Here is a 23,256-nt window from a genome sequence, read left to right on the forward strand (position 1 = left end):
TCGCAACCTGTCAGACCCTTGTGGGTCCGAGCCCGGTTGGCCAGGTGTCGGCAAAATCCACGCCCGGCACGGCCGCGTGGTGTGTCGGGCCAACGCCGCCTGACACAACCGTGTCTTGTGTCAGACCAACGAGAGTCGGCCACAGTTGCGTTCCCCGCCGGAGTTTCCGTACCGGAGATTGTGTGCCGCGGTGCCGCACCGCGGATGCGGGCCACGGACGCCCTGCCGAGGCTTCCGAGCGGAACGGGCCCGCCGCACGGCCGAGCAGGCGGTGGGACGGGCCCGTTGAGCGACTACTTCGCGCACTCCACCTTGTCGGCAGTGGACTTCTCCACGTCGGGCGCCTTGCTCGGAGCCGTGAGCGATACGCCCGCACCCTTGAAGTCCTTGCCCAGCGTCAGCGTCATCGTGGGCAGGCCCTGGGAGTTGGTCACGCTCTTGCCGGGCTTCATCGCGGACCCGGACAGCCCCATGATCGCGGCGAGCCGACGTGCCTGGTCCGCCTGGTCCGGCCCGTACTCCAGCGTCGTCTTGGACAGCGTCGCCGGGGCGTTGCCCGCGTTCTCGGACTTCTCCACGCCCTCCTCGGTCTGCAACCAGGTGAGGGTCTCCTGGGCGCTGCCCGCGGGCGCTCCGCCGTTGTAGACCTGCACCCGCACGTCGGAGGGGTCGGCCTTGGTGCCCTTGAGCCGGGCGGCCACGGCGGCGGCTTCCTTCTTCTTCTGCTCCTTGACGGCGGTGAAGGAGACGTCGTTCTGGATCGCCTGGAAGACCTGGGGGGCCGTGGTCGGGTTGGGGACGACCGTCGCCCTGACCTTCTCCGTCGGGTTGTCTATCACCGGAATAGTCGTGAAGGTCAGGTTCTTGGTGTCGAGCTTGCCGAGCTCCAGGCCGAGGTCCTTCAGCTTGTCGATGCTGTCGAGCGCCGAGTCGACGGTGAGCGCCTTCGTGCCCGCCTCGGCCAGCTTGATCATCTTCGACGGGCTGGTGAGGGTGTCGTTCGACTTCAGCTTGCGCATCAGCGCGCTGAGGAACTGCTGCTGGAGCCCGATCCGGCTCAGGTCGCCGCCGGTGCCGACGGCATGCCGGGTGCGGACGAAGGCCAGCGCCTGCTCGCCCTCGATCACGTGCTCGCCCTTGGGGAGGTCGAGCTTGGAGTCGGGGTCCTTGATGTCCTTGGCGAGGCACACCTCGACGCCGCCGACCGCCGACGTCAGCGTCTTCACGGCGTTGAAGTCGGCCACCATGAAGTTGTCCGCCTGGATTCCGGTCAGCTCGGTGACCGTCCGCACGGTGCAGCTGGGCGTACGGCCCTCCTGGCCGAGGCTGGTGTTGAAGCGGACACCGGTCTCGCCCGCGATGACCTTCGAGGAGCCGTCCTCCTGCGTGGTCGGGCAGTCCGGGATGTCGACGATCAGGTCACGCGGGATGCTCAGCGCGGTCGCGTTCGAGCGGTCCTTGGAGACGTGCAGCAGGATCGTGGTGTCGGCGTGCCCGGCGCTGCCGGAGTCGCCGTACTTCTCGTTGCCCGCGCCCGTGCGCTTGTCCGTGCCGATGAGCAGGATGTTGATGGCCTTGTCCTTCGAGAAGCCACCGGTGCTCGCGCCGTCGTCGGAGACGGACTGGATGTTGCCGTTGAGGTGCTCGATGTAGAGATACGCGCCCGCGGCGGCGGCGACCACGACGAACGCGGTGATTCCGCCGGTCCACAGCAGGGCCCGCTTCGCCTTGTTCTTCTTCACCGGCCGCCGGCCACGTCGGCCCGGCGGTTCCTCGGGCGCCCCCCTGCGCCTGCGCTGCGACGGGACCTCACGGCCCGGCGCGGGACGCGTCTCGCGTGCGGGTGCGGCGGTGCGATTGCGTACGGCACCTCCCGCGCCCGCGCCGCTACCCGCACTCCCGGCGGTCGCACCCCCGGCGGTCGCGCCGCCGGCACGGGAAGCCGCTCCTGCCCGGGAGGCGGATCTGCGGGGTCCGGGCACCGACGACTGCGCTGCGGAAGGAGCCAGTCGCAGTTCGTATTCGCCGGTGTTCGGATTGAGCACCCATTGGTCTGCGGGATCGATGTCGTCCGCCCGCCCACGGCCTTGCGCGTCCACGGTTGTCTGAATCCTCCGTCGGGGCCACGCGGCGCCTACCCCTCCAAGGCGCTCGGGTCTCGGTCAAACAGTGCGCAAGCCTAACTACGGCCGGGTGCACCGGATCGCTCACACTATCCGCCCAGTTCAGCGTCGAGCGACGACGGTGACAAATTCCACGTCCCTACAACTGGGCAATCCGGCTCATTTCTTTGAACTGGGGTTCGTCGACTTGGTGAGCGCTTTACCCGCAGGGGTTCTGGGCGGCGGTGTTGCCGCGGAAGGTGGGTGCCGGGGAACTGGGATCCGAGGGCTCGGGCCCCTGGGACGTTTCGGGCGAATTCACGACTTCCACCGGGGCGTCGACGCGCAGTCGCTCGAAGAGCCGCTCGGCTTCGGGTTCCACGAGTTGGTCGCGATTGGCGTTGTAGATGTACGACTCCCTCGGGACCGTGAGGAATTGCACGCGTTCGGTGGGGATGTCGCGCACCCCGCGCGCAAGTTCGTACAAACCACGCAAGCTGGCCAGGGCCGGGTCCGTGGTGAGGGAGGAGGTGGCGGCGTCCAGGACCGGATAGAGACGGACCGGGTTCAGCAGTACGTCGTTGCTCTGCACCTTGTGCACGAGCGCGGCGAGGAAGCGCTGCTGGCGGTCCATGCGGTCGGTGTCGCTGCCGTCGCCGAGGGTCTTGCGGGCGCGGACGTAGCCGAGGGCCTGCTCACCGTTGAGGGTGACCTTGCCGGCCGGGAGTCTCAGCTTGGCGGCCTTGTCGTTGATGGGTTTGCCGAGGCAGATCTCGACGCCGTCGACGGCGTCGACCATCTCCTTGAAGCCGTGGAAGTCGACGACCATGTGGTGATCGACCCGGATGTCGGTCATCCGCTCCACGGTGCGGATGGTGCAGGCCGAACCGCCCATCTGGAAGGCGTAGTTGAACATCGCGAACATGGGCTCGCTGCGGGAGCCGTTGGACTTCCGGCATCCGGGGACGTCGACCATCAGGTCGCGGGGTATCGAGACGGCGGTGGCGCTGCGGCGCTTGCCGGAGATGTGCAGCAGGATGGTGGTGTCGGAGCGCTCGGTGCCGGAGTCCCGTCCGTAGCGGCGGTTTCCCTGGCCCGCCCTCGAGTCCGACCCGATGAGCAGGATGTTCTGGGCGCCGCTGACGAGTGCGGTGGGGCGCTCCTTCTCATACCGGGCCAATTCGGCCGCGGCGGCCTCGTCGGGCGTGATGTTGGAGTTGAGCTTCGCGTACACGGCCCACCCGGCCCCACCGGCGGCAACGACCACCAGCCCGAGCGCCAGGGCCCCCCGCCGCACCCACCGCCGTACGGACCTCTTGTCCCTGCCCGCCTTACTGCCCGAAGCCCCGGGGCGCGCGCGTGCGGAGTCGGTCACGGCTGGGTCCACCCCTCAGTGCGTAGAGCGTGCGGTGTGGGCTGCTGTTACCACCGTGGCGCGGATGGAGGGTGAGGGGTGGGTGGTGGGGGTCCGAATGGGTGACGGGGCCTCCGGCGGACCTGGATGGACTGGGCGTGGGGCGGGGGTGCATGCGGAGGCCTGTGCGGTGCCGGTCCCGGCACTTCAGCTGTCCGGCACTTTTCGGTGCCGGTCCGGGCCTTTCAGCCCGTCCGGCGTTTGAGGACGAGGCCGTTCAGGCCGATGGGGGGTCCAGGGGGCGCAGCCCCCTGGCGGGGTCAAAGGGGCGGAGCCCCTGGGGACGGGACGGGTAGGGGCGGCGGGGGCGACGAAGATGGGGGCTCGTCGCAGGGCCGGATGACGAGACCCCCAAAACCGCCGGAGGCTACCGCGCGGTCGCCGTCACCCGTTCGGCCTCGATCCGCTTGGCCAGGGCATCCTCGCCCAGGGATTCGAGGTGCCGGCACAGCACCACGGACCCCCCGGTCGCAAGCGCCGCGTACAGCCCGGCATTGAGCCCCTCCCAGGTGTCGTAGGGAAGGGCGGACAGAATCCGCGACCCCGGCCCCGTAAGCCCCAGCCCCGTCGCCTCGGCCTGCGCCCGCTCCACGACCTCGGCACCGCTGAACTCCCGCCCGGCGACGATCAACGCGGGATCCTCGGGATCGACCGGCACGTACGGCACGAAACGGTCGCCCTGACTCGGCACCTCGACCGCATAGTCGGCGAAGCCGGCCGGCGGCTGCGGAAAGCGGCCCCCCAGCGGCCGCAGCGCCAACGCGACCCGTTCCCCCCGGCACGCCCGCGCCACCTCAAGCCCGTCCGGCCCGCTCACGACCACGTCGGCCGCCGCCGGATCCCCGCCCACGTCCGCGATCGTGCCGACCGACGAGCAGGCCAGCAGCCAGACCGCCGTCTGCCAGTGGGCGGGCAGCAGGAGCGTGACGCGGTCACCCGGACCGGCTCCCAGGTCTCCCTGGAGCAGATTCGCGGTCTTGGCCACCCAATTGGCGAACGTGGCCACGGACAATTCGACGCGTTCCCCGGTGGTGTCGTCGTAGAAGGTCACCAGGGGGCGGCTCGGATCCGCGGCCAGCGCGGAACGCAGCAGGTCGGCAGGGGTGCGATCGGTGGCATTCACCCGCGCAAGCGTACGCGGACACGCACCCGCGCACCCCCCGCAGGGCCCGGCCGGCCACCACCGGTTCGGACGAATCGCAGGCCGACGCCCCGTCAGCTCCCCGATGGACAGGTCTGTATGACTATGTCCAACATCGTTGGTATGCGTGGATTCCTTGCTTCCTCAATCGGTGTCACGTGCGCGGCCGCTCTGGCTCTCCCGCTCACCCCACCTGCCGTCGCGGCGACCGCGAGACCGGCGCTCGGAGCAGAAGCCGCCACGAGCGCAGGGACGGTGGCCGGGACGACGACGCGTCAGCCGGGTGACGAGTCGTACGTCCCCGGCAGCACCCAGTCGCTGCCCCTCGCCCCCCTCGACGGTGACCGGGCCAGCGGCGCCCCCGCCGAACAGGGGCTGTCCCCCCGAGGCGTACGGCACTTCTCCCTCGTCGGCGTCATCTGGGACGACCCGGACGCCGAACTGCACGGCCGCGTCCAGGTCCGCACCCGCGCGGTCGGTACGGGCACCTGGTCCGGCTGGCAGGACGTCGAGACGCACAACGCCGATCACGCGGCCGACCCGGGCACCGACGAACCCAGCTCGGGCCGGGTCCGCGGCTCCACGGCGCCGTTGTGGGTCGGGGAGTCGGACGGCGTGGAGGTACGAGTCACTCCGGAGGTCACCGGGCCCGCCGGGCCGGGGCCGACCGAGGAACCCGAGAAGGCCTCCGAGGAGCCCGAGGACGGCGTGGGAGGCAGTGGTGCCGACACGACAGCCCGCCCCGAGGCCGCCTCGACGCTTCCCGACGGCCTCCGTCTCGAACTCGTCGACCCCGGCGACCCCGCCCCCGCGCAGGGCGACGCCGCCGGCGCCCCCCGCCCCGGAACCCTCACCCCCGAGACCCTCGAGACCGCCGAGTCCCTGGCCGCCTCCGCCGCCAACGTCGAACTCGCCCCCGTCGGTGCCGCCGAGATCCCCGAGCTCGGCCGGGCCGCCACCGAGCGGGAGCTGTTGGCGCTGCGCGGTACCGAGTTGACGCAGGAGCAGCGGGCGAAGCCGTACATCGGGCCGCGGCCGCGCATCGTCACGCGGCGTGGCTGGGGCGCGAACGAGAGCTGGCGGGAGCGGAGTTTCGTCTACACGAAGAAGGTGCAGGCAGCCTTCGTGCACCACACGGCGTCCGGCAGCAAGTACTCCTGCTCACAGGTCCCCTCGCTCATCCGCGGTATCTACCGCTACCACGTGGTGAGCATGGGCTGGCGTGACGTCGGCTACAACTTCCTCGTCGACAAGTGCGGAAACATCTACGAGGGGCGTGCCGGGGGAGTGGCGAAGCCGGTCCTGGGTGCCCATACTCGCGGTTTCAACACCAACAGCATGGGGATCGCCGTCCTCGGCAGCTACGGCGTCACCAAGCCGACCGCCGCCTCGGTGAAGGCCGTGGCGCGGCTCACGGCCTGGAAACTGGGGCTCTACGGTGCCAATCCGCGCGGAAAGACATACCTGAAGTCCGGCGGTGGCAATCTCTACCGAAAGGGAAAGAACGTACGACTGAATGTGATCTCCGGCCACCGGGACGGCTTCTCCACGGAGTGCCCCGGCAAGCAGCTCTACAACAAGCTCGGCTCCGCCCGCGCTTCGGCGGCCCGCTACCAGGGGCGCTGAGAGCGCGCGGAGTTCAGGGGGGCGGGGCAAGCGTCCGGGTACCTGCGGGGCCCACGCGAGGACCATGGGGGGACTCGTAGCACTCGTAGGGCTCGTAGCCGGACGTGGGGGGCATGGGGTCGCATTCACCGCCGTCGGGGGGCATGAGGCGGACTGCCGCACTGCCGTCGGGGGCGTCGCACAACGGTCTGCATACACTGGCCGGCCGAAAGACAGTTCGGCCGGTCCCGGCAGGAAGCAGAGACGACAGGTGACAGAAGCGATCCTCCTGGTCGGCGGCAAGGGCACTCGGCTGCGTCCGCTCACCGTGCACACGCCGAAGCCCATGGTCCACGCGGCCGGGGTCCCGTTCCTCACCCACCAGTTGGCGAGAGCGAGAGCGGCGGGCGTAGAACACATCGTCCTGGCGACGTCGTACCTGGCCGAGGTCTTCGAGCCGTACTTCGGGGACGGCTCGGCGCTCGGTCTGCACCTGGAGTACGTGACGGAGGAGGAGCCCCTCGGCACGGGCGGCGCGATCCGCAACGTGGCCTCCCGGCTCCACTCCGCGCCCGACGACCCGGTGCTCATCTTCAATGGCGACATCCTGACGGGCCTGGACATCAGGGCCCTGGTGCGTACGCACGAGACGACCGGCGCGGACGTCTCCCTCCACCTCACGCAGGTGACGGACCCGAGGGCCTACGGCCTGGTACCGACGGACGACACGGGCCGGGTGACGGCGTTCCTGGAGAAGCCGCAGACCCCCGAGGAGATCGTCACCGACCAGATCAACGCGGGGGCGTACGTCTTCCGCCGCTCGGTCATCGACACGATTCCGGCGGGCCGGCCGGTCTCGGTCGAACGCGAGACGTTCCCCGACCTCCTGTCGGCCGGCGCTCACCTCCAGGGCATGGTCGACTCGACGTACTGGCTCGACCTGGGCACCCCCGCGGCCTTCGTCCGCGGCTCGGCGGACCTCGTCCTGGGCAGGGCGCCGTCCCCCGCGGTCCCCGGCCGCTGCGGCGACCGCCTGATCCTCCCCACGGCCAGCGTCGCCGCCGACGCCAAGCTGACCGGTGGCACGGTGGTGGGCGAGGGCGCCTTCGTGGCCGAGGGCGCGCGCGTCTTCGGCAGCACGATCCTGCCCGGCGCCGTCATCGAACCCGGCGCGATCATCACCGACTCCCTCATCGGCACCCGCGCCCGCGTAGGCCAACGCTCGGTCCTCACCGGCACGGTCATCGGCGACGGCGCGGTGATCGGCGCCGACAACGAGCTGAGGGACGGGGTACGGGTGTGGTGCGACGCTCGGATTCCGGCGGGGTCGGTACGTTTCTCGCCGGATCTGTAGGACCGGCGATGCCAGACAGCCACTTACCGGCGCCGGGCTGGCATCCCAGCCCGTCCGGCGTTGGAGGGCGGGGCCTGCGCCGTCCCTAGCCCCCGCCCACCTGCCGGGGGCTGGGCGCCTTCGAAGGGTGCCTCGCGGCGCAGGTGCCCGGGCATCCCAGCCCGTCCGGCGTTGGACGGCGGGGCCGTGCCATCCCTAGCCCCCACCCACCCGCCGGGGGTTGCGCGCATATAGGCGGTGGCTCTCGGCGCCGGTGCAGGCAAAGTCAGCCCGTCCGGCGTTGGAGGGCGGGGCCTGCGCCGTCCCCAGCCCCCGCCCACCCGCCGGGGGCTGGGCACCTTCGAACGGTGCCTCGCGGCGCCGGTGCCCGGGCATCCCAGCCCGTCCGGCGTTGGAGGGCGGGGCCGTGCCATCCCTAGCCCCCACCCACCCGTTGGGGGCTGCGCGTATATAGGCGGTGGCTCTCGGCGCCGGTGCAGGCAAATTCAGCCCGTCCGGCGTTTGAGGACGAGGCCGTTCAGGCCGATAGCGGGGGTCTGGGGGCGGCAGCCCCCAGGGGCCGGGGTAGAAGGGGCAGCGCCCCTTCAAGGACGGGAAGGGTAGGGGCGGCGGGGGCGACAACCCCGCCCCCTACAACCGCCCGATATCCCCCACCGGCATCCGCGGAGCCCGCCGCGCCGGCACCCGCCCGCTCAACAGAATCAACCGAGCCGCCCGATGCCGCTGCCCCGCATAGGGCTCCAACAACTCCAGCATCACGGAGTCATCCGCATCCCGATCCCCGGCAAGCGCGAACCCCACGATCCCCGGCAGATGCAGATCCCCCACGGTCACCGCATCCGCCGCCCCATGACTGCGCTGCACAACCTCCGCCGACGTCCACGGCCCGATCCCCGGCAAGACCTCCAACCGAGCCTGCGCCTGAGCCGGAGCCATCCCCACCGCTTCCTCCAGCCGCGCAGCGACCCGTACGGCCCGCAGAATCGTCGACGCCCGCTTGTTGTCGACCCCGGCCCGATGCCACTCCCAGGACGGAATCATCCGCCAGGTCGCCGCGTCCGGCATGACACACATCCGCCCGGGCGCGGGCCCCGGCGCCGCCACCCCGTACTTCCGGACCAGCAACCGCCACGCCCGATACGCCTCATCGGTCGTGACCTTCTGCTCCAGAATCGACGGAATCAACGACTCCAGCACCAACCCGGTCCGCGTCAGCCGCAGCCCCGGCCGCCGATGCCGAGCGAGCGCCACCAGCCGATGGCGCGGCACGAAGGCGGAAGGATCATCCGCGGCCCCGAGCAACTCGGGCAACTGCTCCAGCAGCCACTCGGCTCCCGGCCCCCAGGCCTCGCCCCGCACTTCGGCACCCCGGACACCGACCCGCAGCGTCCCGGGCCCGGCAGGCGTGAGGCAGGCCCGCCACACCGACCCGTCCGGCATCGCCCGGAACGTCGGATCCCCTGGCCCACGCCGCAAGGGCCCGAGCACCAGCCCGAGATCGAGCGGCCACTCCGGCACCCAGGTGCGCACCCGCCCGGGGGCCGGCGCCTGCCGTGGTACCCCTGCGGGCACGGGGACATGCCCGCCGCGCACAGTCGTACGCGTGGAGTGCGGAGTGAAGCGTCCTGCCACGAGTGAAGTCCTAGGGGAACCGGAGGGTCTGCGAGCGTCGGGAAGGCCGGCAAGCGTCGGTAGGTCTACGAGCGTCGATCAGGTAGGCACTACGAGCGTAGGCGCTGCACGGCGCGTATCAGCGCACCGTGATGAAAGCCCCCGCATCCCGCTCCGCCCGAGGCCTCGGTTCCTCCGCCGCATGCCCCACCGCCACGGCCCCCATCGGATCCCAGTCCTCCGGCAGCCCGAGCACCTCCCGCACCACATCCCGGCAGAACATCGTCGACGACACCCACGCCGACCCCAGCCGCTCCCCGGCCAGCGCGACCAGGAAGTTCTGCACCCCGGCCCCGGTGGCGACGACGAACATCTCCCGCTCGGCACCGTCCCGCCGCGCGTCGCCGTAGGTGTGCGAACCGTCCATGACCAGGCACGGCACCACGAGGTACGGCGCGTTGCGCAGCACGTCCCCGCGTCGCACCCGCTTGGCGATGGACTCCTCGCTCTTGCCGTCGCGCCGCAGGTCGGCGATCCAGGCGTCCCGCATGGCATCCAACAGCCGCGTCCGCGACTCCTGCGACTCCAGCAGCACGAACCGCCACGGTGTGGTGTGGTGCGGCGCCGGTGCCGTGACCGCCGCCGCGACCGCTCTTCGTACGGCCCCGGCGTCGACCGGCTCGTCCGTGAAGGCCCGTACCGTACGACGCAGGGTCACCGCCTCCCGTACCGCCTCCGACGTGCCCAGCCGGAACATGTCGTCACGGGCGGCGCGGACCATGGCCCGGGCACCCTCCCCGTGGTCCTCGGCCACCGTGTGCGCCAGCCCGCGCACCACGGCCACGGGCAGCCCGGCGGCCTTGCCCTTCACGAGGTCACCGGCGGCGGCGAGTTCGTCGGCGGTCGCCACGACGGTCGCGCTGAGCGGATTGCCGTACGCGTCCGTGCCGCCGCGCAGATCGTCGAGTACGCGGATGCCGGCGGCGCCGATCGCCACATCGGTGAGCCCCGCACGCCAGGGGCGGCCGAAGGTGTCGGTGACGACGACCCCGACCTCGATACCGAGGGCGTCCCGCAGCCCGTCCCGGATCGCCCGCGCGGACGCGTCGGGGTCCTCGGGCAGCAGCAGCACGGTGCCGGCAGGGGTGTTGGAGGCGTCGACCCCGGCGGCGGCCATCACGAGCCCCTGCCGGTTCTCGACGATGCGCAGGACGCCGCGGCGCGCCACGACCCGTACGGTCTCCGCGTCGATGGCGGCTTCCCGGTCGGTTGCCTCCACGATCCGGCCCTCGGCCTTGGAAACGATCTTCGAGGTGACCAGGAGCACGTCCCCGTCGGCGAGGCCGGGTTCGGCGGTGGCGATCAGTTTCGCGAGGTCGTCGCCCTGCTGGACCTCGGGAATCCCGGAAACGGCCCAGACGCGGTAGCCGTCGGCAGACACGTCGCTCAAGACGCTCGCACCTCCTCGGCCAGCGTCAGCGCCTCACGGGCCATCTGTGTGGTCGCGTCGAGGTCGGTCATCATCAGCGGTACGGCCCGGCAGCGGATCCCGGCGGCCTCGACCTGGTCCACGGAGCCCGCGTCCACGGTGTCGACGAGCCATCCGTCCAGGAGCCCCGAGCCGTAGTGCTCGGCGACCGCCGACGCCGTCGACTCCACTCCGACCGCCGCGAGCACCTTGTCGGCCATCCCGCGCACGGGCGCGTCCCCGACGATGGGGGACAGGCCCACGACCGGCACGCCGGCGTCGGCGATCGCCTCGCGGATGCCGGGCACGGCGAGGATCGTGCCGACCGAGACGACCGGGTTGGACGGCGGGAAGAGGATGACGTCCGCGTCCGCGATCGCCTCCAGGACACCCGGCGCCGGCTTGGCCTGCTCCGCGCCGACCGGCACGATCGCCTCCGCCGGCACCGAGGCGCGCAGCCGCACCCAGTACTCCTGGAAGTGGACGGCTCTGCGTTCGCCGTCCACCTCGACCGCGACGTGCGTCTCGACGCGGTCGTCGGTCATGGGGATGAGCCTCACGCCGGGCTTCCAGCGGTCGCACAGCGCCTGCGTCACCGCGCTGAGGGGATACCCGGCGCCGATCATCTGCGTCCGCACGATGTGGGTGGCGAAGTCCCGGTCACCGAGCCCGAACCACTCGGGCCCGACGCCGTACGCCGCGAGCTCCTCCTTGAGATGGAAGGTCTCGTCGGCCCGCCCCCAGCCCTGCTCCTCGTTGATGCCGCCGCCCAGCGTGTACATCACGGTGTCGAGGTCCGGGCAGACCTTCAGCCCGAAGAGGTGGATGTCGTCCCCGGTGTTGCCGATGACCGTGACGTCCGCGTCCGGCGCGGCCTGCTTCAGACCGCGCAGGAACCGGGCACCACCGATGCCGCCTGCCAGAACCACAATGCGCATGGGGGCAAGTGTTGCAGGCGGGTACGACAGCGCGTCACGCAGTCACGGCACGCGCCTCGCAGGCAGGGGTGGTGTGCATCGGCATCTCGGTCAGGCCCGGGTAGTAGACGTGCAGGCTCACCGCCGGCTCCAGCGCGTCGTTCACGACCTCGTGGGCGTACCCCGGCGCGAACACCCGCTGCGCTCCCGCCGGCAAGGCGCGCGTGGCGCTCTGTGTGTGCTCGGTGAGCGTGCCGTCCAGGACGGTCAGCACGCCGGCGGAACGGCCGTGGTCGTGCAGTCCGCTGCCCTGTCCGGGCACCCAGGACAGCAGCCACACCTCGTAGCCGGGGCCCGTGCTCAGCCGGTGGTACCAGCGCGTGGTGGCGTCGTACCGGACGAGGTGCTCCCACTGGGAGCGGTCGGCGGCGATGGAGCGGGCCAGGCCGGCGAACTCGGCGACGGTGGCCGGGTGCTCGCGCGGTGTCTGGAGGAGGTGCGGGACTTCGAGGATGTCGCCGGCGATCTGAAGGTCGCTGTCGCTGTTCATGGGGTGCGGTGGTTCCTCAGTGAAGGAAGGTCAGAGGGAACGAGAGCCGAGAAAAGGGTGGCTCGGCCTACAGCTGGAGCAGGTGTGGCTCAACAGCTGGGACAGCAACAGCTACAGCGAGCGCGGGCAGCACCGTGGGACCCGGCGGTGCGGGTCGAGGTGAGTGCCGAGTTCGCGAGCATGCCCACAAGGACATCGGTTCGCACCTTCGGTGTCAACTCGACGCCCGTTATGTGGGACATGTTTCACCTCATCCGGTTCATCTCCGTGGCGAAAGGTTTGTTCATGGGGTGGCCGGGACACATGGCGCACAACCGGGCGCGCGGCGTCGTTGTGATCCTGTGATCCGACTGTGATCCGGTTCGCATTCGCGCGTGTGTGCAACGAGATCGAACTTCTGGGCGTCCTTTTCCGTACAGGCTCTGAGCGGGGTTGGATGCCCACCCGGGCCTCGTCCGCCTGTCAAGGTTTATGCCGATTTGAACACTTTCCGCTAGGCCTTGGTTCCGCAGAGTGAATAAGGGGCTCAATAGCAGATCTCGGCTTGACTCGCCCGGAGCAGCACACTTGTAATTTCACTCGTGTCGTTCAGCCGGAATCGGTAACGGCTACATCACGGGGACGCGAAAGACAGACGAGGGGCGCACATGACCGAGCTGGTGCAGCAACTGCTGGTCGACGACGCGGACGAGGAACTCGGCTGGCAGGAGCGCGCGCTGTGCGCCCAGACCGACCCCGAGTCCTTCTTCCCCGAGAAGGGCGGTTCCACCCGCGAGGCCAAGAAGGTCTGCCTCGCGTGTGAGGTCCGCTCCGAGTGCCTTGAATACGCCCTCGCCAACGACGAGCGCTTCGGCATCTGGGGCGGCCTGTCCGAGCGGGAGCGCCGCCGGCTGAAGAAGGCTGCCGTCTGAGCGTCGTGCCGACCGCCCGACCGACGGTCGCCGCACGCACACAACGCACGCACATACGTCTCGAATACGTTTCGAACGGCCCGTCGCGGGTGGGTTATCCACAGGCGGCGGGCCGCCGTGATGCCCAGCCGATAGTGTGGTCGCTCGTCCGAGACGCCGCACTGCCCCCACGGGGCACGGGCGTCCACCGCAGTCCATCGAACCGGGGCCCGTACCTCGATGTCCGTGCACAGCCACACGGCAGCCCATCACGACGTCGCTGCCACACCTGAGTTCCCGCGTCATGTGGTGACCGCGGTCCTCGTCTCCCACGACGGCGCCCGCTGGCTGCCCGATGCGCTCGCCGGGCTGCTGAGCCAGGAGCGCCCCGTCCAGTTCGCCATGGCCGCCGACACCGGCAGCGCGGACCACTCCGCCCAGCTGGTCACCGACACCCTCGGTGCCGACCGCGTACTGCACCTCGCCCGGCGCACCGGATTCGGCCAGGCCGTCGAGGAGGCCAACCGCACCGCCCCCGTCCTCACCCCGGACGAGCTGGCCTATCTGAAGCGGCCGAGCGGCTGGGACCCCGTCACGCGCACATGGCGCGACGACGCCTACGACATGCCCGAACTCCCTCACGGGGAGCCGGTGCAGTGGCTGTGGCTCCTGCACGACGACTGCGCCCCCGAACCCGACGCCCTGGCCCAGCTGCTGCGCGTCGTGGAGAACGAGTACGAGCTGGGCCGCGACGACGTCGCCGTGGTGGGCCCCAAGCTGCGCGGCTGGTACGACCGCCGGCAGCTCCTCGAGGTCGGCGTCACCATCGCCAACTCCGGCCGCCGCTGGACCGGCCTCGACCGACGCGAACAGGACCAGGGACAGCACGACCACGTACGGCCCGTGCTGTCCGTGTCCACCGCCGGCATGCTGATCCGCCGCGACATCTTCGAACAGCTCGGCGGCTTCGACCGACGGCTGCCCCTGATGCGTGACGACGTCGACCTGTGCTGGCGCGCCACGGCCGCCGGCCACCGCGTCCTCGTCGCCCCCGAGGCGGTCGTACGACACGCCGAGGCCTCCTCCCGCGAGCGCCGCACCGTCGACTGCGTGGGCCGCACCTCGGCCTCGCCGCACAAGGTCGACAAGGCGGGCGCCGTCTACACCCTGCTCGTCAACACACGTACGGCCGCGCTTCCCTGGGTGCTGCTGCGCCTCCTGCTCGGCACGGTCCTGCGGACTCTCGCCTACCTCGTGGGCAAGGTCCCCGGGCAGGCCCTCGACGAGATCCGCGGCCTCATGAGCACGTTGCTGCGGCCCGAGCGGATCATCGCCGGGCGGCGCAGGCGCGGGAGTCCCGTCATCGACAAGGGTGAGCTGCGGGCGCTGTTCCCACCCCCCGGCGCGACCGTGCGGGCCACCGTCGAACAGGTCGCGGGCAGCCTCGTGGGTCGCTCCGATCCCGAGGTGACCTCCGGCGCCGGACGGCACGGCAGCGCGATCGAGTCCGGACCGGGCGGCGACGACGCCGACTTCCTGGAGATAGAGCAGTTCGCACGCCTCAAGCGCATCGCCCGCAAGCCCGGTCCGGTGCTCTTCCTGGTGCTGCTGTTCGTCTCGCTGATCGCCTGCCGGCAGCTCCTCGGCGGCGGCGCGCTCGCGGGCGGTGCCCTGCTGCCCGCTCCGGCCGACTCCGGGGAGCTGTGGTCGCATTACCTGGACGCCTGGCACCCGGTGGGCGCCGGCGGCACTCCGGCGGCGCCGCCGTACCTGGCGGTCGTGGCGATGCTCGCCTCGGTGCTGCTGGGATCGACCGGGCTCGCGGTCACCGTCCTGCTCGTCTGCTCGGTGCCGCTGGCCGGCTTCACCGCATACTTCGCCTCCCGCCCGCTCGTCGAGTCGCGCCTCCTGCGCGCGTGGGGCGCCGTCGTCTACGCCGTCCTGCCCGCCGCCACCGGCGCGCTCGCCGGCGGCCGCATCGGCACCGCTGTCCTCGCCGTCCTGCTGCCGCTCGTCGCCCGCGCGGGCATCGCGGCGAGCGGCCTGACGAACAGCTCCGGCGCACGCGGCAGTTGGCGCGCGACCTGGGCGTACGCGCTACTGCTGACGATCACCACCGCCTTCACGCCGATCGTGTGGCCCATCGCCCTGCTCCTCGGGCTCGGGGTGCTGGCGGTGCGGCGCACCGACATCACCGCGTACGGGCTGCGCTTCCTGGCCCAGCTCGGTGTGCCCCTGCTGGTCCTCGCGCCCTGGTCGCTGTCGCTGCTCCCGTTCGGCTTCTTCCAGGAGGCCGGTCTGGAGTACGGCTCCTCCGCCGCGTCGGCCCTGGATCTGCTCGGCGCCAGCCCCGGCGGGCCCGGCACGGTCGACGGTCTGATGCTCATCGGCATCGTGCTGGCCGCGCTGGCCGCCCTGTTGCGCTCCGAGCGCCAGTTCGGGATCCGGACGGCCTGGGCGGTCGCCCTCGTCGGTCTCGTCTTCGCGGTCCTGTCCAACAGCTCCACCTGGGCCGGCCCCGCGACCCTCGTCTACGGCATCGCCCTCCTGGCCGCCGCCCTGCTCGGCGCCGACGGGGCACGCGCGCGGGTGGCCGAGCAGAGCTTCGGCTGGCGCCAGCCGGTCGCCGCGCTGATCGCCTTCGCCGCGGCCGCGGGCCCGCTGCTCGTCGCCGCCGGCTGGATGATCGGCGGTGCCGACGGGCCGCTGGAGCGGCGCGACCCCGTGCAGGTACCGGCGTTCGTCGCCGAGGAGAGCGGCACCCGCGACCAGGCACGCACCCTCGTTCTGGACAGCGAATCCTCCGCCCACGTCGGCTACATGCTCGTCCGTGGCTCCGGCGCCCGCCTCGGCGACGCCGAGCTCGCCGCCGCCGACGGGGAGAACACCAAGCTCGACAAGATCGTCGCCAACCTCGTCGCCGGCTCCGGCGCGGACCAGGCCGACCAGCTGGGCGCGTTCGCGGTGCGCTACGTCCTCGTCCACAAGGGCGCGCCGCGTGAGGTCACGCGCGTGCTGGACGCCACGCCCGGGCTGTCGCGGCTGAGTGAGCAGAACGGCAGTGCGTTGTGGCGGATCGACCGGCAGGTGTCGCGGGCGGCAGTCGTCGCCGGGGCCGGTGAGCCTCAGCCCGTCGCCGCGGGGCCCGTTGAGATCCACACCACGATTTCCAGTGGCGCCGAGGGGCGGGTCCTGCGGCTCGCCGACAGTGCCGACGACGGCTGGACGGCCACCCTCGACGGCAAGCCGCTCACCGCGACCACGGTCGACGGCTGGGCCCAGGGCTTCGAACTGCCCGCCGGCGGCGGCAGGCTGGACGTCACCTACGACGACCCGATCGGCCACAGCGCGTGGCTGTGGGTCCAGGGCTCCCTCGCCCTCGTACTCGTCGTGATGGCCCTTCCAGGACGGCGCCGTGACATCGACGACGACCTGCCCGAGGAGCCGGTCGTCCCGGCCGAAGCGATGGCCGGCGAGGGACGGCGGGCCCGCCGGTTGCGCGCCCAGGCCGAGGCCGACGCCGAAGAGGCCGGTCAGCAAGGCGAGTTCCCCGCTCCGCCGTCGCAGCCGCCGGCTGCGGCGATTCCCCAGCAGCAGTCCTACGGCGAGTGGGACACGCCCGGTTACACAGGTGCCGAGTACGGCAACTACGGCGGGCAGCAGTACCCGGCGGGCGGCTACGACCAGGCGTATCAGGCGGATCCGTACCAGGGCGGCCAGTACGACCCGTACGCGTACGGCGGAGAGTCCTCCACGGCGGCGTACGACACGTCGTACGACCAGACGTACCAGCAGGGTTACGACGGCACGTACGACCCGGCGCAGCAGCATCCGCACGGCAGTGAGCGTCCCGACGGGAGCCAGCAGTGAACCGCACCACCCTGTCCCTGATCGCCGGCGTCACCGCCCTCGCCGCCGTCACCGGGCTCGCGGCGCTCACGACGCCGGACGCGTCCGGTACGAACACCGCCAAGGCGGCCGCCGAGCTGCCCGTGGAGCGTACGAGCCTGGTGTGTCCGGCGCCGAGCATCTCGGACCTCGCCGAGACGACGTACACCTCGTTCACGCCCGTCACGAAGGGGACGGCGAGTGCCGGGAAGGCCGAACTGCAGTCCGCGGCGCAGGAGAAGGGCGACGCAGCGGACGGCGAGGGCGACAAGGGCGACAAGGGCGATGGCGCCGGGAAGGCCGGGGAGGCCGACAAGCCGGTTCTGGAGGGCAAGGAGCCGGGGAAGCCGGTCAGTGGTGATGCGTCCGGGGCCGACTCGCCCGCGCTGATCGGGACCGCCGACGGAAAGTTCGCGCCCGGCTGGACCGTGCAGGAGACCACCGAGGTCGCCGCGGGCACCGGGCGTGGTCTGCAGGGCGTCAACTGCACAGCGCCCGACACCGAGTTCTGGTTCCCCGGGGCCAGTACGGCTCCCGACCGCACGGACTACGTGCACCTGACCAACCCCGACGACTCCGCCGCCGTGGTCGACATCGAGCTGTACGGCAAGGACGGTGCGCTCGAGACCACGGTGGGGGAGGGGATCACGGTTCAGCCGCACTCCGGTGAGCCGATTCTGCTGTCCACGCTCACCAGTGAGAAGCAGGACAACGTGACCGTGCATGTGAGTGTGCGCAGCGGCCGGGTGGGGGCCTCGGTGCAGGCGCTGGACGACAAGCTCGGTGGGGACTGGCTGGCGGCGTCCGCCGATCCCGCGGGGAGTCTGGTGCTGCCCGGCATTCCGAAGGACGCCACTTCCGTGCGGCTGGTCGCCTTCACGCCGGGGGACGCCGATGCGGATCTGAAGGTGCGGCTTGCCTCGCCGTCCGGGCTGATCACGCCTGCCGGGAACGAGACGTTGCACGTCAAGGCGGGCATGACCAGCGCGGTGGATCTCGGTGACGTCATGCAGGGCGAGGCGGGGTCGCTGGTGCTGACTCCTACGGACCGGTCGGTGCCGGTTGTCGCAGCGGTGCGGGTGGTTCGTGGGAAGGGAGCCAAGCAGGAGACGGCGTTCATCCCGGCGAGCCGGGCGGCGGGTACACGCGCGACGGCGGTGGACAACCGGGCGAAGGGAACCACGTTGTCTTTGACCGCGCCCTTCGGTGCCGCGAAGGTCAAGGTCACAGCTTCGGCGGGTAGCGAGGGCGGCGCTGCGGCGTCGAGGTCGTACAGCGTGAAGTCCGGCACCACTCAGGACGTGGAGGTGCCGGTGCCGAGCGGGCTGAAGGGCACGTACGCGCTGACTGTGGAGTCGGTGTCGGGTGGGCCGGTGTACGCGTCCCGGACGCTGGCGGTCACGGAGGACGGGGTAGCCGGGTTCACTGTGCAGACGTTGCCGGACGATCGGGGGATGGTGGCTGTGCCGGAGGCGGATGAGGACTTGTCGGTCCTGCAGAAGTAGGCCGGCCGGATGCCTGCGGGTGGCCCGTTGCCGTTCGCTGGGGCGCTTAGCGGGGCCGGCGGTCCGAGGGGAGCGGGGGCCACCGGTCCGAGGGCGGACACGCCCTGCCGGCCCTGAGCCACCCCACACCCTCAGGCGCTTCAGTCCTCGCCGTAGCGGGGGTCCACCGTTTCCGGTGTCAGCCCCAGGAGCTCGGCCACCTGTTCTACGACCACCTCGTGGACCAGGGCTGCCCGCTCGTCGCGGCCCTTGGTGCGGATCTCTACCGGGCGGCGGTAGATGACGACCCGTGCCGGGCGGCCCTCCCGGGCGGGGATGGTGCCGCCCAAGGGGACCGCCTCGTCGTTCCAGGCTCGGCCGGGGCCGTCCAGGCGGGGGACCTCCAGGACCAGGAAGTCCATGTCGGCCAGCTGGGGCCAGCGGCGTTCGAGGCGTTCCACGGAGTCCTGAACCAGGTCGGCAAAGACGTCGGCGCGGCTCGCGGCGAGGGGGACCTGGGGCGGTGCGATCGGGCCGCGCATGCCCCGACCGTGGCGATCACGGCGGCGGGGCCCGGGGCCGGCGGCGCGGGGCGGTACGGGGGTGTCCATCACTGATGAAGGGTAGTCCTCGTCCCCGGTGCCTGTCCGATCTCCATGGGGTGGTGAGGTCGGCATCCGGCCGCTCGCACGGCATGTCGGCAGATGACCATTCCAGCCAAGGTTGGGCTCGTTTCTGTATGTCTCCGAGACCGTCGATGACGAGGTAAATGACGGGATTTGTGGTGAGCGGTGACCGGTTTCAGCGGTGTGCGGGATCTTGGGGTGCGGCTCCCGTGCAGGTCAGCGAGGTGGGGTGAAAGGGGCGTGTGGGGTGTTTCACAACACGACACGGTGGAGTGAGCCGGGGGAGAGTCGTCGCGGCCCGCTCAAGAGTGCGGTACCGTCCAACGTCGTGAGCCCTGTACGTCGCTGTTCGCGCACCGCTTGCGGCCGTCCCGCCGTCGCGACGCTGACGTACGTCTACGCCGACTCGACCGCGGTCCTCGGCCCGCTCGCCACCTACGCCGAACCCCACTGTTACGACCTGTGCGCCGAGCACTCGGAGCGCCTCACCGCCCCTCGTGGGTGGGAGGTCGTGCGGCTGTTGGACGGTTCGGCTCCGGCCCGTCCCAGCGGTGATGACCTGGAAGCGCTTGCCAACGCCGTGCGTGAGGCGGCCCGTCCGCAGGAGCGGGCGGCCCAGGCCGGCGGGGGCGGGGGCCGTGGGGCCGACCCGATGGAGGTCGCGCGGCGTGGGCATCTGCGAGTGCTCCGGTCGCCCGACAACTGACCCCCGGCAGCTGCCCCCCGACAACTCCCCCGCAGCTGACTCCGGCAACTGACTCCGACAACTGACCGTCGGAACAGTCGGATTTCCTGTTCCTCGTGTGCTTGTTTCGTTGAGTGATGCACAAGCATTGACGTGTCGTTGGCGCGGACACGACCATTCCGCATGTCGGAACGAGAAATCGCTTTCCGCATGGCGGAACCCGGGGAGGCGCCCGTGTACGTGCAGGAACTGGAACCCGTCGCCGGCTCGCTCGGCCTGTCCGCGCTCGTGGCGGCACTGCCACTGGTGATCGTCCTCGTCCTGCTGGGCGGAGTCCGGATGAAGGCGCACCTGGCGGGGCTCACGGGGCTTCTGGCGGCCGTACTGGTCGCCTGGCTCGCGTACGGCATGCCGCTCGGCCAGACGCTCTCCAGCGCTGCCCAGGGGGCTGCCTTCGGGCTCTTCCCCATCCTGTGGATCGTCGTCAACGCCCTGTGGGTGTACCGGATGACCGTCCGCACACGTCATTTCGACATCCTGCGCAGGTCGTTCGGGCGGCTCTCCGACGATCCCCGGATCCAGGCACTCGTCGTCGCCTTCTGCTTCGGGGCTCTGCTGGAGGCCCTGGCCGGGTTCGGAGCGCCCGTCGCGATCTGCGCGGTCATGCTGGTGGCGCTCGGGTTCGATCCGGTGCGCGCGGCGGTCGTCGCGCTGGTCGCCAACACCGCGCCGGTGGCCTTCGGTGCGATGGGAACGCCCGTGGTGACGCTGGCGCAGGTCACCGGACTGCCGTTGCACGACGTGGCTTCCGTCGTGGGGCGTCAGACGCCCTTGCTGGCACTGGTCGTTCCGCTCGTCCTGGTCGGGCTCGTGGACGGACGGCGCGGGCTGCGGGAGACCTGGGTGCCCGCCCTGGTCTGCGGAATCGCCTTCGCCATCGCCCAGTTCGCCGCCTCCAACTACGTCTCCGCGCAACTCGCCGACATCGGCGCCGCCCTGGCCGGCGCGGGCGCCCTGGTCGCCGTACCGCACGCGCGTGTGCCCGCCACCGAGACCGTCCGCGCGTCCGTGCTGACCGGGTCGCGGAGCGAGGAACTGGACGAGGACGATCCGCGGCGCGAGGTCGTACGCGCCTACGCGCCGTACGCGTTGATCGTCGTGATCTTCTCCATCGCGCAGATTCCGGTCGTCAAGGACTGGCTGGCCGGGGCGACCCGAACCTTCGACTGGCCCTTCCTGAACGTCGCGAACCCGGACGGGGAGCCGGTCAGCGGCAATGTCTTCAGCTGGCCGATCGTGTCCACCGGCGGCACGCTCGTGCTGCTCGCCGGGGTGTGCACGGCGGTGGTGCTGGGGGTGCACGCGCGTGTGGCGGTCAGGGAGTGGGCCGCGACCGTGCACGAGTTGAGGTTCGCCATCCTGACCGTGACGTCCGTGCTGGCACTCGCCTACGTCATGAACCTCTCCGGTCAGGCGGCCACCATCGGCTACTTCGTGGCGGCGGCCGGCGCCGGGCTCGCCTTCCTGTCGCCGGTGCTGGGCTGGTTCGGGGTGGCCGTGTCCGGGTCGGACACGTCGGCCAACGCGCTGTTCGGCGCCCTGCAGGTGACGGCGGCCCAGGAGTCGGGACTGTCGCCGGAACTCCTGGCCGCCGCGAACAGTTCAGGGGGTGTGCTCGGCAAGATGATCTCGCTGCAGAACCTCACGATCGCGTGCGCGGCCGTGGGCCTCGCGGGCCGGGAAGGGGACCTGCTGCGGCGCGTGCTGCCGTGGAGTCTGGGCCTGCTGCTGGTGATGTGCCTGATCGTGGTCGGCCAGAGTTCACCGGTGCTGGGCTGGATGCTGCCCTGACCTCCGCGCTGACCTGAGGTTACGGCTGGGAGTCCACTCAGCGGTCACCCAGCGCAGTGTCAGTCCGGGCGGGTAGTTTGGGGTGACCGATAGGACTTTCAGGAGGGTTGGCCGTGGCTGCTGATCTGTCACAGCTCGTGAAGGCGTACGACGTCCGCGGGGTCGTCCCGGACCAGTGGGACGAGTCCCTGGCCGAGCTCTTCGGGGCCGCCTTCGTGCGGGTGACCGGCGCGAGCGCGATCGTGATCGGGCACGACATGCGACCCTCGTCCCCCGGTCTGTCCCGCGCGTTCGCGCGCGGTGCGGCGACCCAGGGCGTCGACGTCACCGAGATCGGCCTGTGCTCCACCGACCAGCTGTACTACGCCTCGGGCGCGCTGAATCTCCCTGGCGCGATGTTCACGGCGTCGCACAACCCGGCCCAGTACAACGGCATCAAGATGTGCCGCGCGGGCGCGGCCCCGGTCGGCCAGGACACCGGCCTCACGCAGATCCGTGAACTGGTCGAGGGCTGGTCCGACTCGGGCGCCCCGGAGCCGGCCGCACAGACGGGAACGATCACGCAGCGGGACACGTTGGATGACTACGCGGCCCACCTGCGCTCCCTCGTCGACCTGACCGCCATCCGCCCCCTGAAGGTCGTCGTCGACGCGGGCAACGGCATGGGGGGTCACACGGTGCCGACCGTGCTCGGAAGCCTCCCCCTGGACGTGGTCCCGATGTACTTCGAGCTGGACGGCACGTTCCCGAACCACGAGGCGAACCCGCTGGACCCGGCAAACATCGTGGACCTCCAGAAGCGGGTCCGCGAGGAGTCCGCCGACCTGGGCATCGCCTTCGACGGTGACGCCGACCGCTGCTTCGTCGTCGACGAGAACGGCGCCCCCGTCTCCCCGTCCGCCATCACCGCCCTGGTGGCCTCGCGCGAGCTCGCCAAGCACGGCGGCAAGGGCACGGTCATCCACAACCTGATCACCTCCTGGTCGGTCCCGGAGGTCGTCAAGGAGAACGGCGGCACGCCGGTCCGCACCCGCGTCGGCCACTCCTTCATCAAGGCCGAGATGGCCACGACCGGCGCGATCTTCGGCGGTGAGCACTCCGCCCACTACTACTTCAAGGACTTCTGGAACGCCGACACCGGCATGCTGGCCGCCCTGCACGTCCTCGCGGCCCTCGGCGGCCAGGAGGGCCCCCTGTCCGGACTGGTCGCCCAGTACGACCGCTACGCCGGCTCCGGCGAGATCAACTCCACCGTCGCCGACCAGGCCGGCCGCCTGGCGGCCATCAAGTCCACCTATCAGGCCCGAGAGGGCGTGGAACTCGACGAACTCGACGGCCTGACCGTCACGGCCGCCGACTGGTGGTTCAACGTCCGCCCGTCCAACACGGAGCCGCTGCTGCGCCTGAACGCGGAGGCCCGGGACGAGGCGACGATGGCGAAGGTACGGGACGAGGCATTGGCGATCATCAGAGGCTGAAGGAGACGCGGGGTCGAGGGCCGGCCGGTCCACCGGAGGGCGAGGTTGGGCCGTCTGTCCCTAGCCCCCACCCACCGGCCCGGGGCTGCGCGTATGTAGGCGGTGGCTCTCGGCGCCGGTGCAGGCAAATTCAGCCCGTCCGGCGTTTGAGGACGAGGCCGTTCAGGCCGATAGCGGGGGTCTGGGGGCGGC

16 protein-coding genes are annotated in these 23,256 nt (G+C 71.1%); 8 read left to right on the plus strand and 8 right to left on the minus strand.

Annotation, left to right across the window (positions count from 1 at the left end; translation table 11 throughout):
* Positions 1 to 293: 293 nt before the first annotated feature.
* From ACFY5C_RS18420 to ACFY5C_RS18430, 3 genes are all read right to left on the minus strand, one after another.
* Entirely contained in the window at positions 294 to 2,099 is a 1,806-nt protein-coding gene (locus ACFY5C_RS18420; protein WP_389445406.1) for an LCP family protein, read from the minus strand.
* A 223-nt stretch (positions 2,100 to 2,322) separates the two neighbouring features.
* Complete coding sequence (locus ACFY5C_RS18425; RefSeq protein ID WP_389445408.1) at positions 2,323 to 3,477, minus strand: LCP family protein; 1,155 nt, start codon at positions 3,475 to 3,477, stop codon at positions 2,323 to 2,325.
* 406 nt (positions 3,478 to 3,883) lie between these two features.
* A complete protein-coding gene (locus ACFY5C_RS18430) occupies positions 3,884 to 4,639 on the minus strand; it encodes a TIGR03089 family protein (protein WP_389445410.1) in 756 nt (251 codons plus the stop codon).
* A gap of 141 nt (positions 4,640 to 4,780) precedes the next feature.
* On the opposite strand from ACFY5C_RS18430, the gene ACFY5C_RS18435 reads away from it, so the two are divergent.
* Together ACFY5C_RS18435 and ACFY5C_RS18440 are read left to right on the plus strand one after the other, a co-directional pair.
* Positions 4,781 to 6,283, plus strand: a complete 1,503-nt coding sequence (locus tag ACFY5C_RS18435; protein WP_389445412.1) for an N-acetylmuramoyl-L-alanine amidase — start codon at positions 4,781 to 4,783, stop codon at positions 6,281 to 6,283.
* A 250-nt stretch (positions 6,284 to 6,533) separates the two neighbouring features.
* The gene (locus ACFY5C_RS18440; RefSeq protein ID WP_389445413.1) at positions 6,534 to 7,616 is read left to right on the plus strand and encodes a sugar phosphate nucleotidyltransferase; all 1,083 of its coding nucleotides are present in this window, start codon (positions 6,534 to 6,536) and stop codon (positions 7,614 to 7,616) included.
* A 630-nt stretch (positions 7,617 to 8,246) separates the two neighbouring features.
* Here ACFY5C_RS18440 and ACFY5C_RS18445 read toward each other — a convergent pair.
* From ACFY5C_RS18445 to ACFY5C_RS18460, 4 genes are all read right to left on the minus strand, one after another.
* Positions 8,247 to 9,248 carry a DNA-3-methyladenine glycosylase family protein gene (locus ACFY5C_RS18445; RefSeq protein WP_389445414.1) on the minus strand — a complete coding sequence of 334 codons (1,002 nt, stop codon included), beginning with the start codon at positions 9,246 to 9,248 and terminating at the stop codon, positions 8,247 to 8,249.
* 118 nt (positions 9,249 to 9,366) lie between these two features.
* Positions 9,367 to 10,677 (minus strand): coenzyme F420-0:L-glutamate ligase, encoded by a 1,311-nt coding sequence (locus ACFY5C_RS18450; RefSeq protein WP_389445416.1) that lies wholly within the window; start codon positions 10,675 to 10,677, stop codon positions 9,367 to 9,369.
* Positions 10,674 to 11,633 carry a 2-phospho-L-lactate transferase gene (gene cofD / locus ACFY5C_RS18455; protein WP_389445418.1) on the minus strand — a complete coding sequence of 320 codons (960 nt, stop codon included), beginning with the start codon at positions 11,631 to 11,633 and terminating at the stop codon, positions 10,674 to 10,676. The genes ACFY5C_RS18450 and cofD overlap by 4 nt, the downstream gene beginning before the upstream one ends.
* Positions 11,634 to 11,667: 34 nt before the next feature.
* A complete protein-coding gene (locus ACFY5C_RS18460; RefSeq protein ID WP_389445420.1) occupies positions 11,668 to 12,162 on the minus strand; it encodes a cysteine dioxygenase in 495 nt (164 codons plus the stop codon).
* Between the two features lie 647 nt (positions 12,163 to 12,809).
* Here ACFY5C_RS18460 and ACFY5C_RS18465 point away from each other — a divergent pair.
* The 3 genes from ACFY5C_RS18465 to ACFY5C_RS18475 all read left to right on the plus strand — a co-directional run bounded on the left by ACFY5C_RS18465 (position 12,810) and on the right by ACFY5C_RS18475 (position 18,445).
* Positions 12,810 to 13,073 carry a WhiB family transcriptional regulator gene (locus ACFY5C_RS18465; RefSeq protein ID WP_003975777.1) on the plus strand — a complete coding sequence of 88 codons (264 nt, stop codon included), beginning with the start codon at positions 12,810 to 12,812 and terminating at the stop codon, positions 13,071 to 13,073.
* 219 nt (positions 13,074 to 13,292) lie between these two features.
* Positions 13,293 to 16,922, plus strand: a complete 3,630-nt coding sequence (locus ACFY5C_RS18470) for a glycosyltransferase family 2 protein (RefSeq protein ID WP_389445421.1) — start codon at positions 13,293 to 13,295, stop codon at positions 16,920 to 16,922.
* Positions 16,919 to 18,445, plus strand: a complete 1,527-nt coding sequence (locus ACFY5C_RS18475) for a DUF5719 family protein (RefSeq protein ID WP_389445423.1) — start codon at positions 16,919 to 16,921, stop codon at positions 18,443 to 18,445. Before ACFY5C_RS18470 ends, ACFY5C_RS18475 begins: the two co-directional genes overlap by 4 nt.
* A 140-nt stretch (positions 18,446 to 18,585) precedes the next feature.
* Here ACFY5C_RS18475 and ACFY5C_RS18480 read toward each other — a convergent pair whose 3' ends face one another.
* Positions 18,586 to 19,035 carry a metallopeptidase family protein gene (locus ACFY5C_RS18480; protein ID WP_369276208.1) on the minus strand — a complete coding sequence of 150 codons (450 nt, stop codon included), beginning with the start codon at positions 19,033 to 19,035 and terminating at the stop codon, positions 18,586 to 18,588.
* A 343-nt stretch (positions 19,036 to 19,378) separates the two neighbouring features.
* Here ACFY5C_RS18480 and ACFY5C_RS18485 point away from each other — a divergent pair, with 343 nt between their 5' ends.
* The 3 genes from ACFY5C_RS18485 to ACFY5C_RS18495 all read left to right on the plus strand — a co-directional run bounded on the left by ACFY5C_RS18485 (position 19,379) and on the right by ACFY5C_RS18495 (position 23,064).
* On the plus strand, positions 19,379 to 19,756 hold the full coding sequence (locus tag ACFY5C_RS18485) for a DUF3499 domain-containing protein (RefSeq protein WP_030053098.1): 378 nt from the start codon (positions 19,379 to 19,381) through the stop codon (positions 19,754 to 19,756).
* A gap of 213 nt (positions 19,757 to 19,969) precedes the next feature.
* Positions 19,970 to 21,586 carry an L-lactate permease gene (locus tag ACFY5C_RS18490; RefSeq protein WP_389445482.1) on the plus strand — a complete coding sequence of 539 codons (1,617 nt, stop codon included), beginning with the start codon at positions 19,970 to 19,972 and terminating at the stop codon, positions 21,584 to 21,586.
* 113 nt (positions 21,587 to 21,699) lie between these two features.
* Positions 21,700 to 23,064 carry a phosphomannomutase/phosphoglucomutase gene (locus ACFY5C_RS18495; RefSeq protein WP_389445425.1) on the plus strand — a complete coding sequence of 455 codons (1,365 nt, stop codon included), beginning with the start codon at positions 21,700 to 21,702 and terminating at the stop codon, positions 23,062 to 23,064.
* Positions 23,065 to 23,256 lie beyond the last annotated feature (192 nt).

The organism is Streptomyces sp. NPDC012935 (assembly GCF_042900345.1).
In the GTDB taxonomy this organism is placed as follows: domain Bacteria; phylum Actinomycetota; class Actinomycetes; order Streptomycetales; family Streptomycetaceae; genus Streptomyces.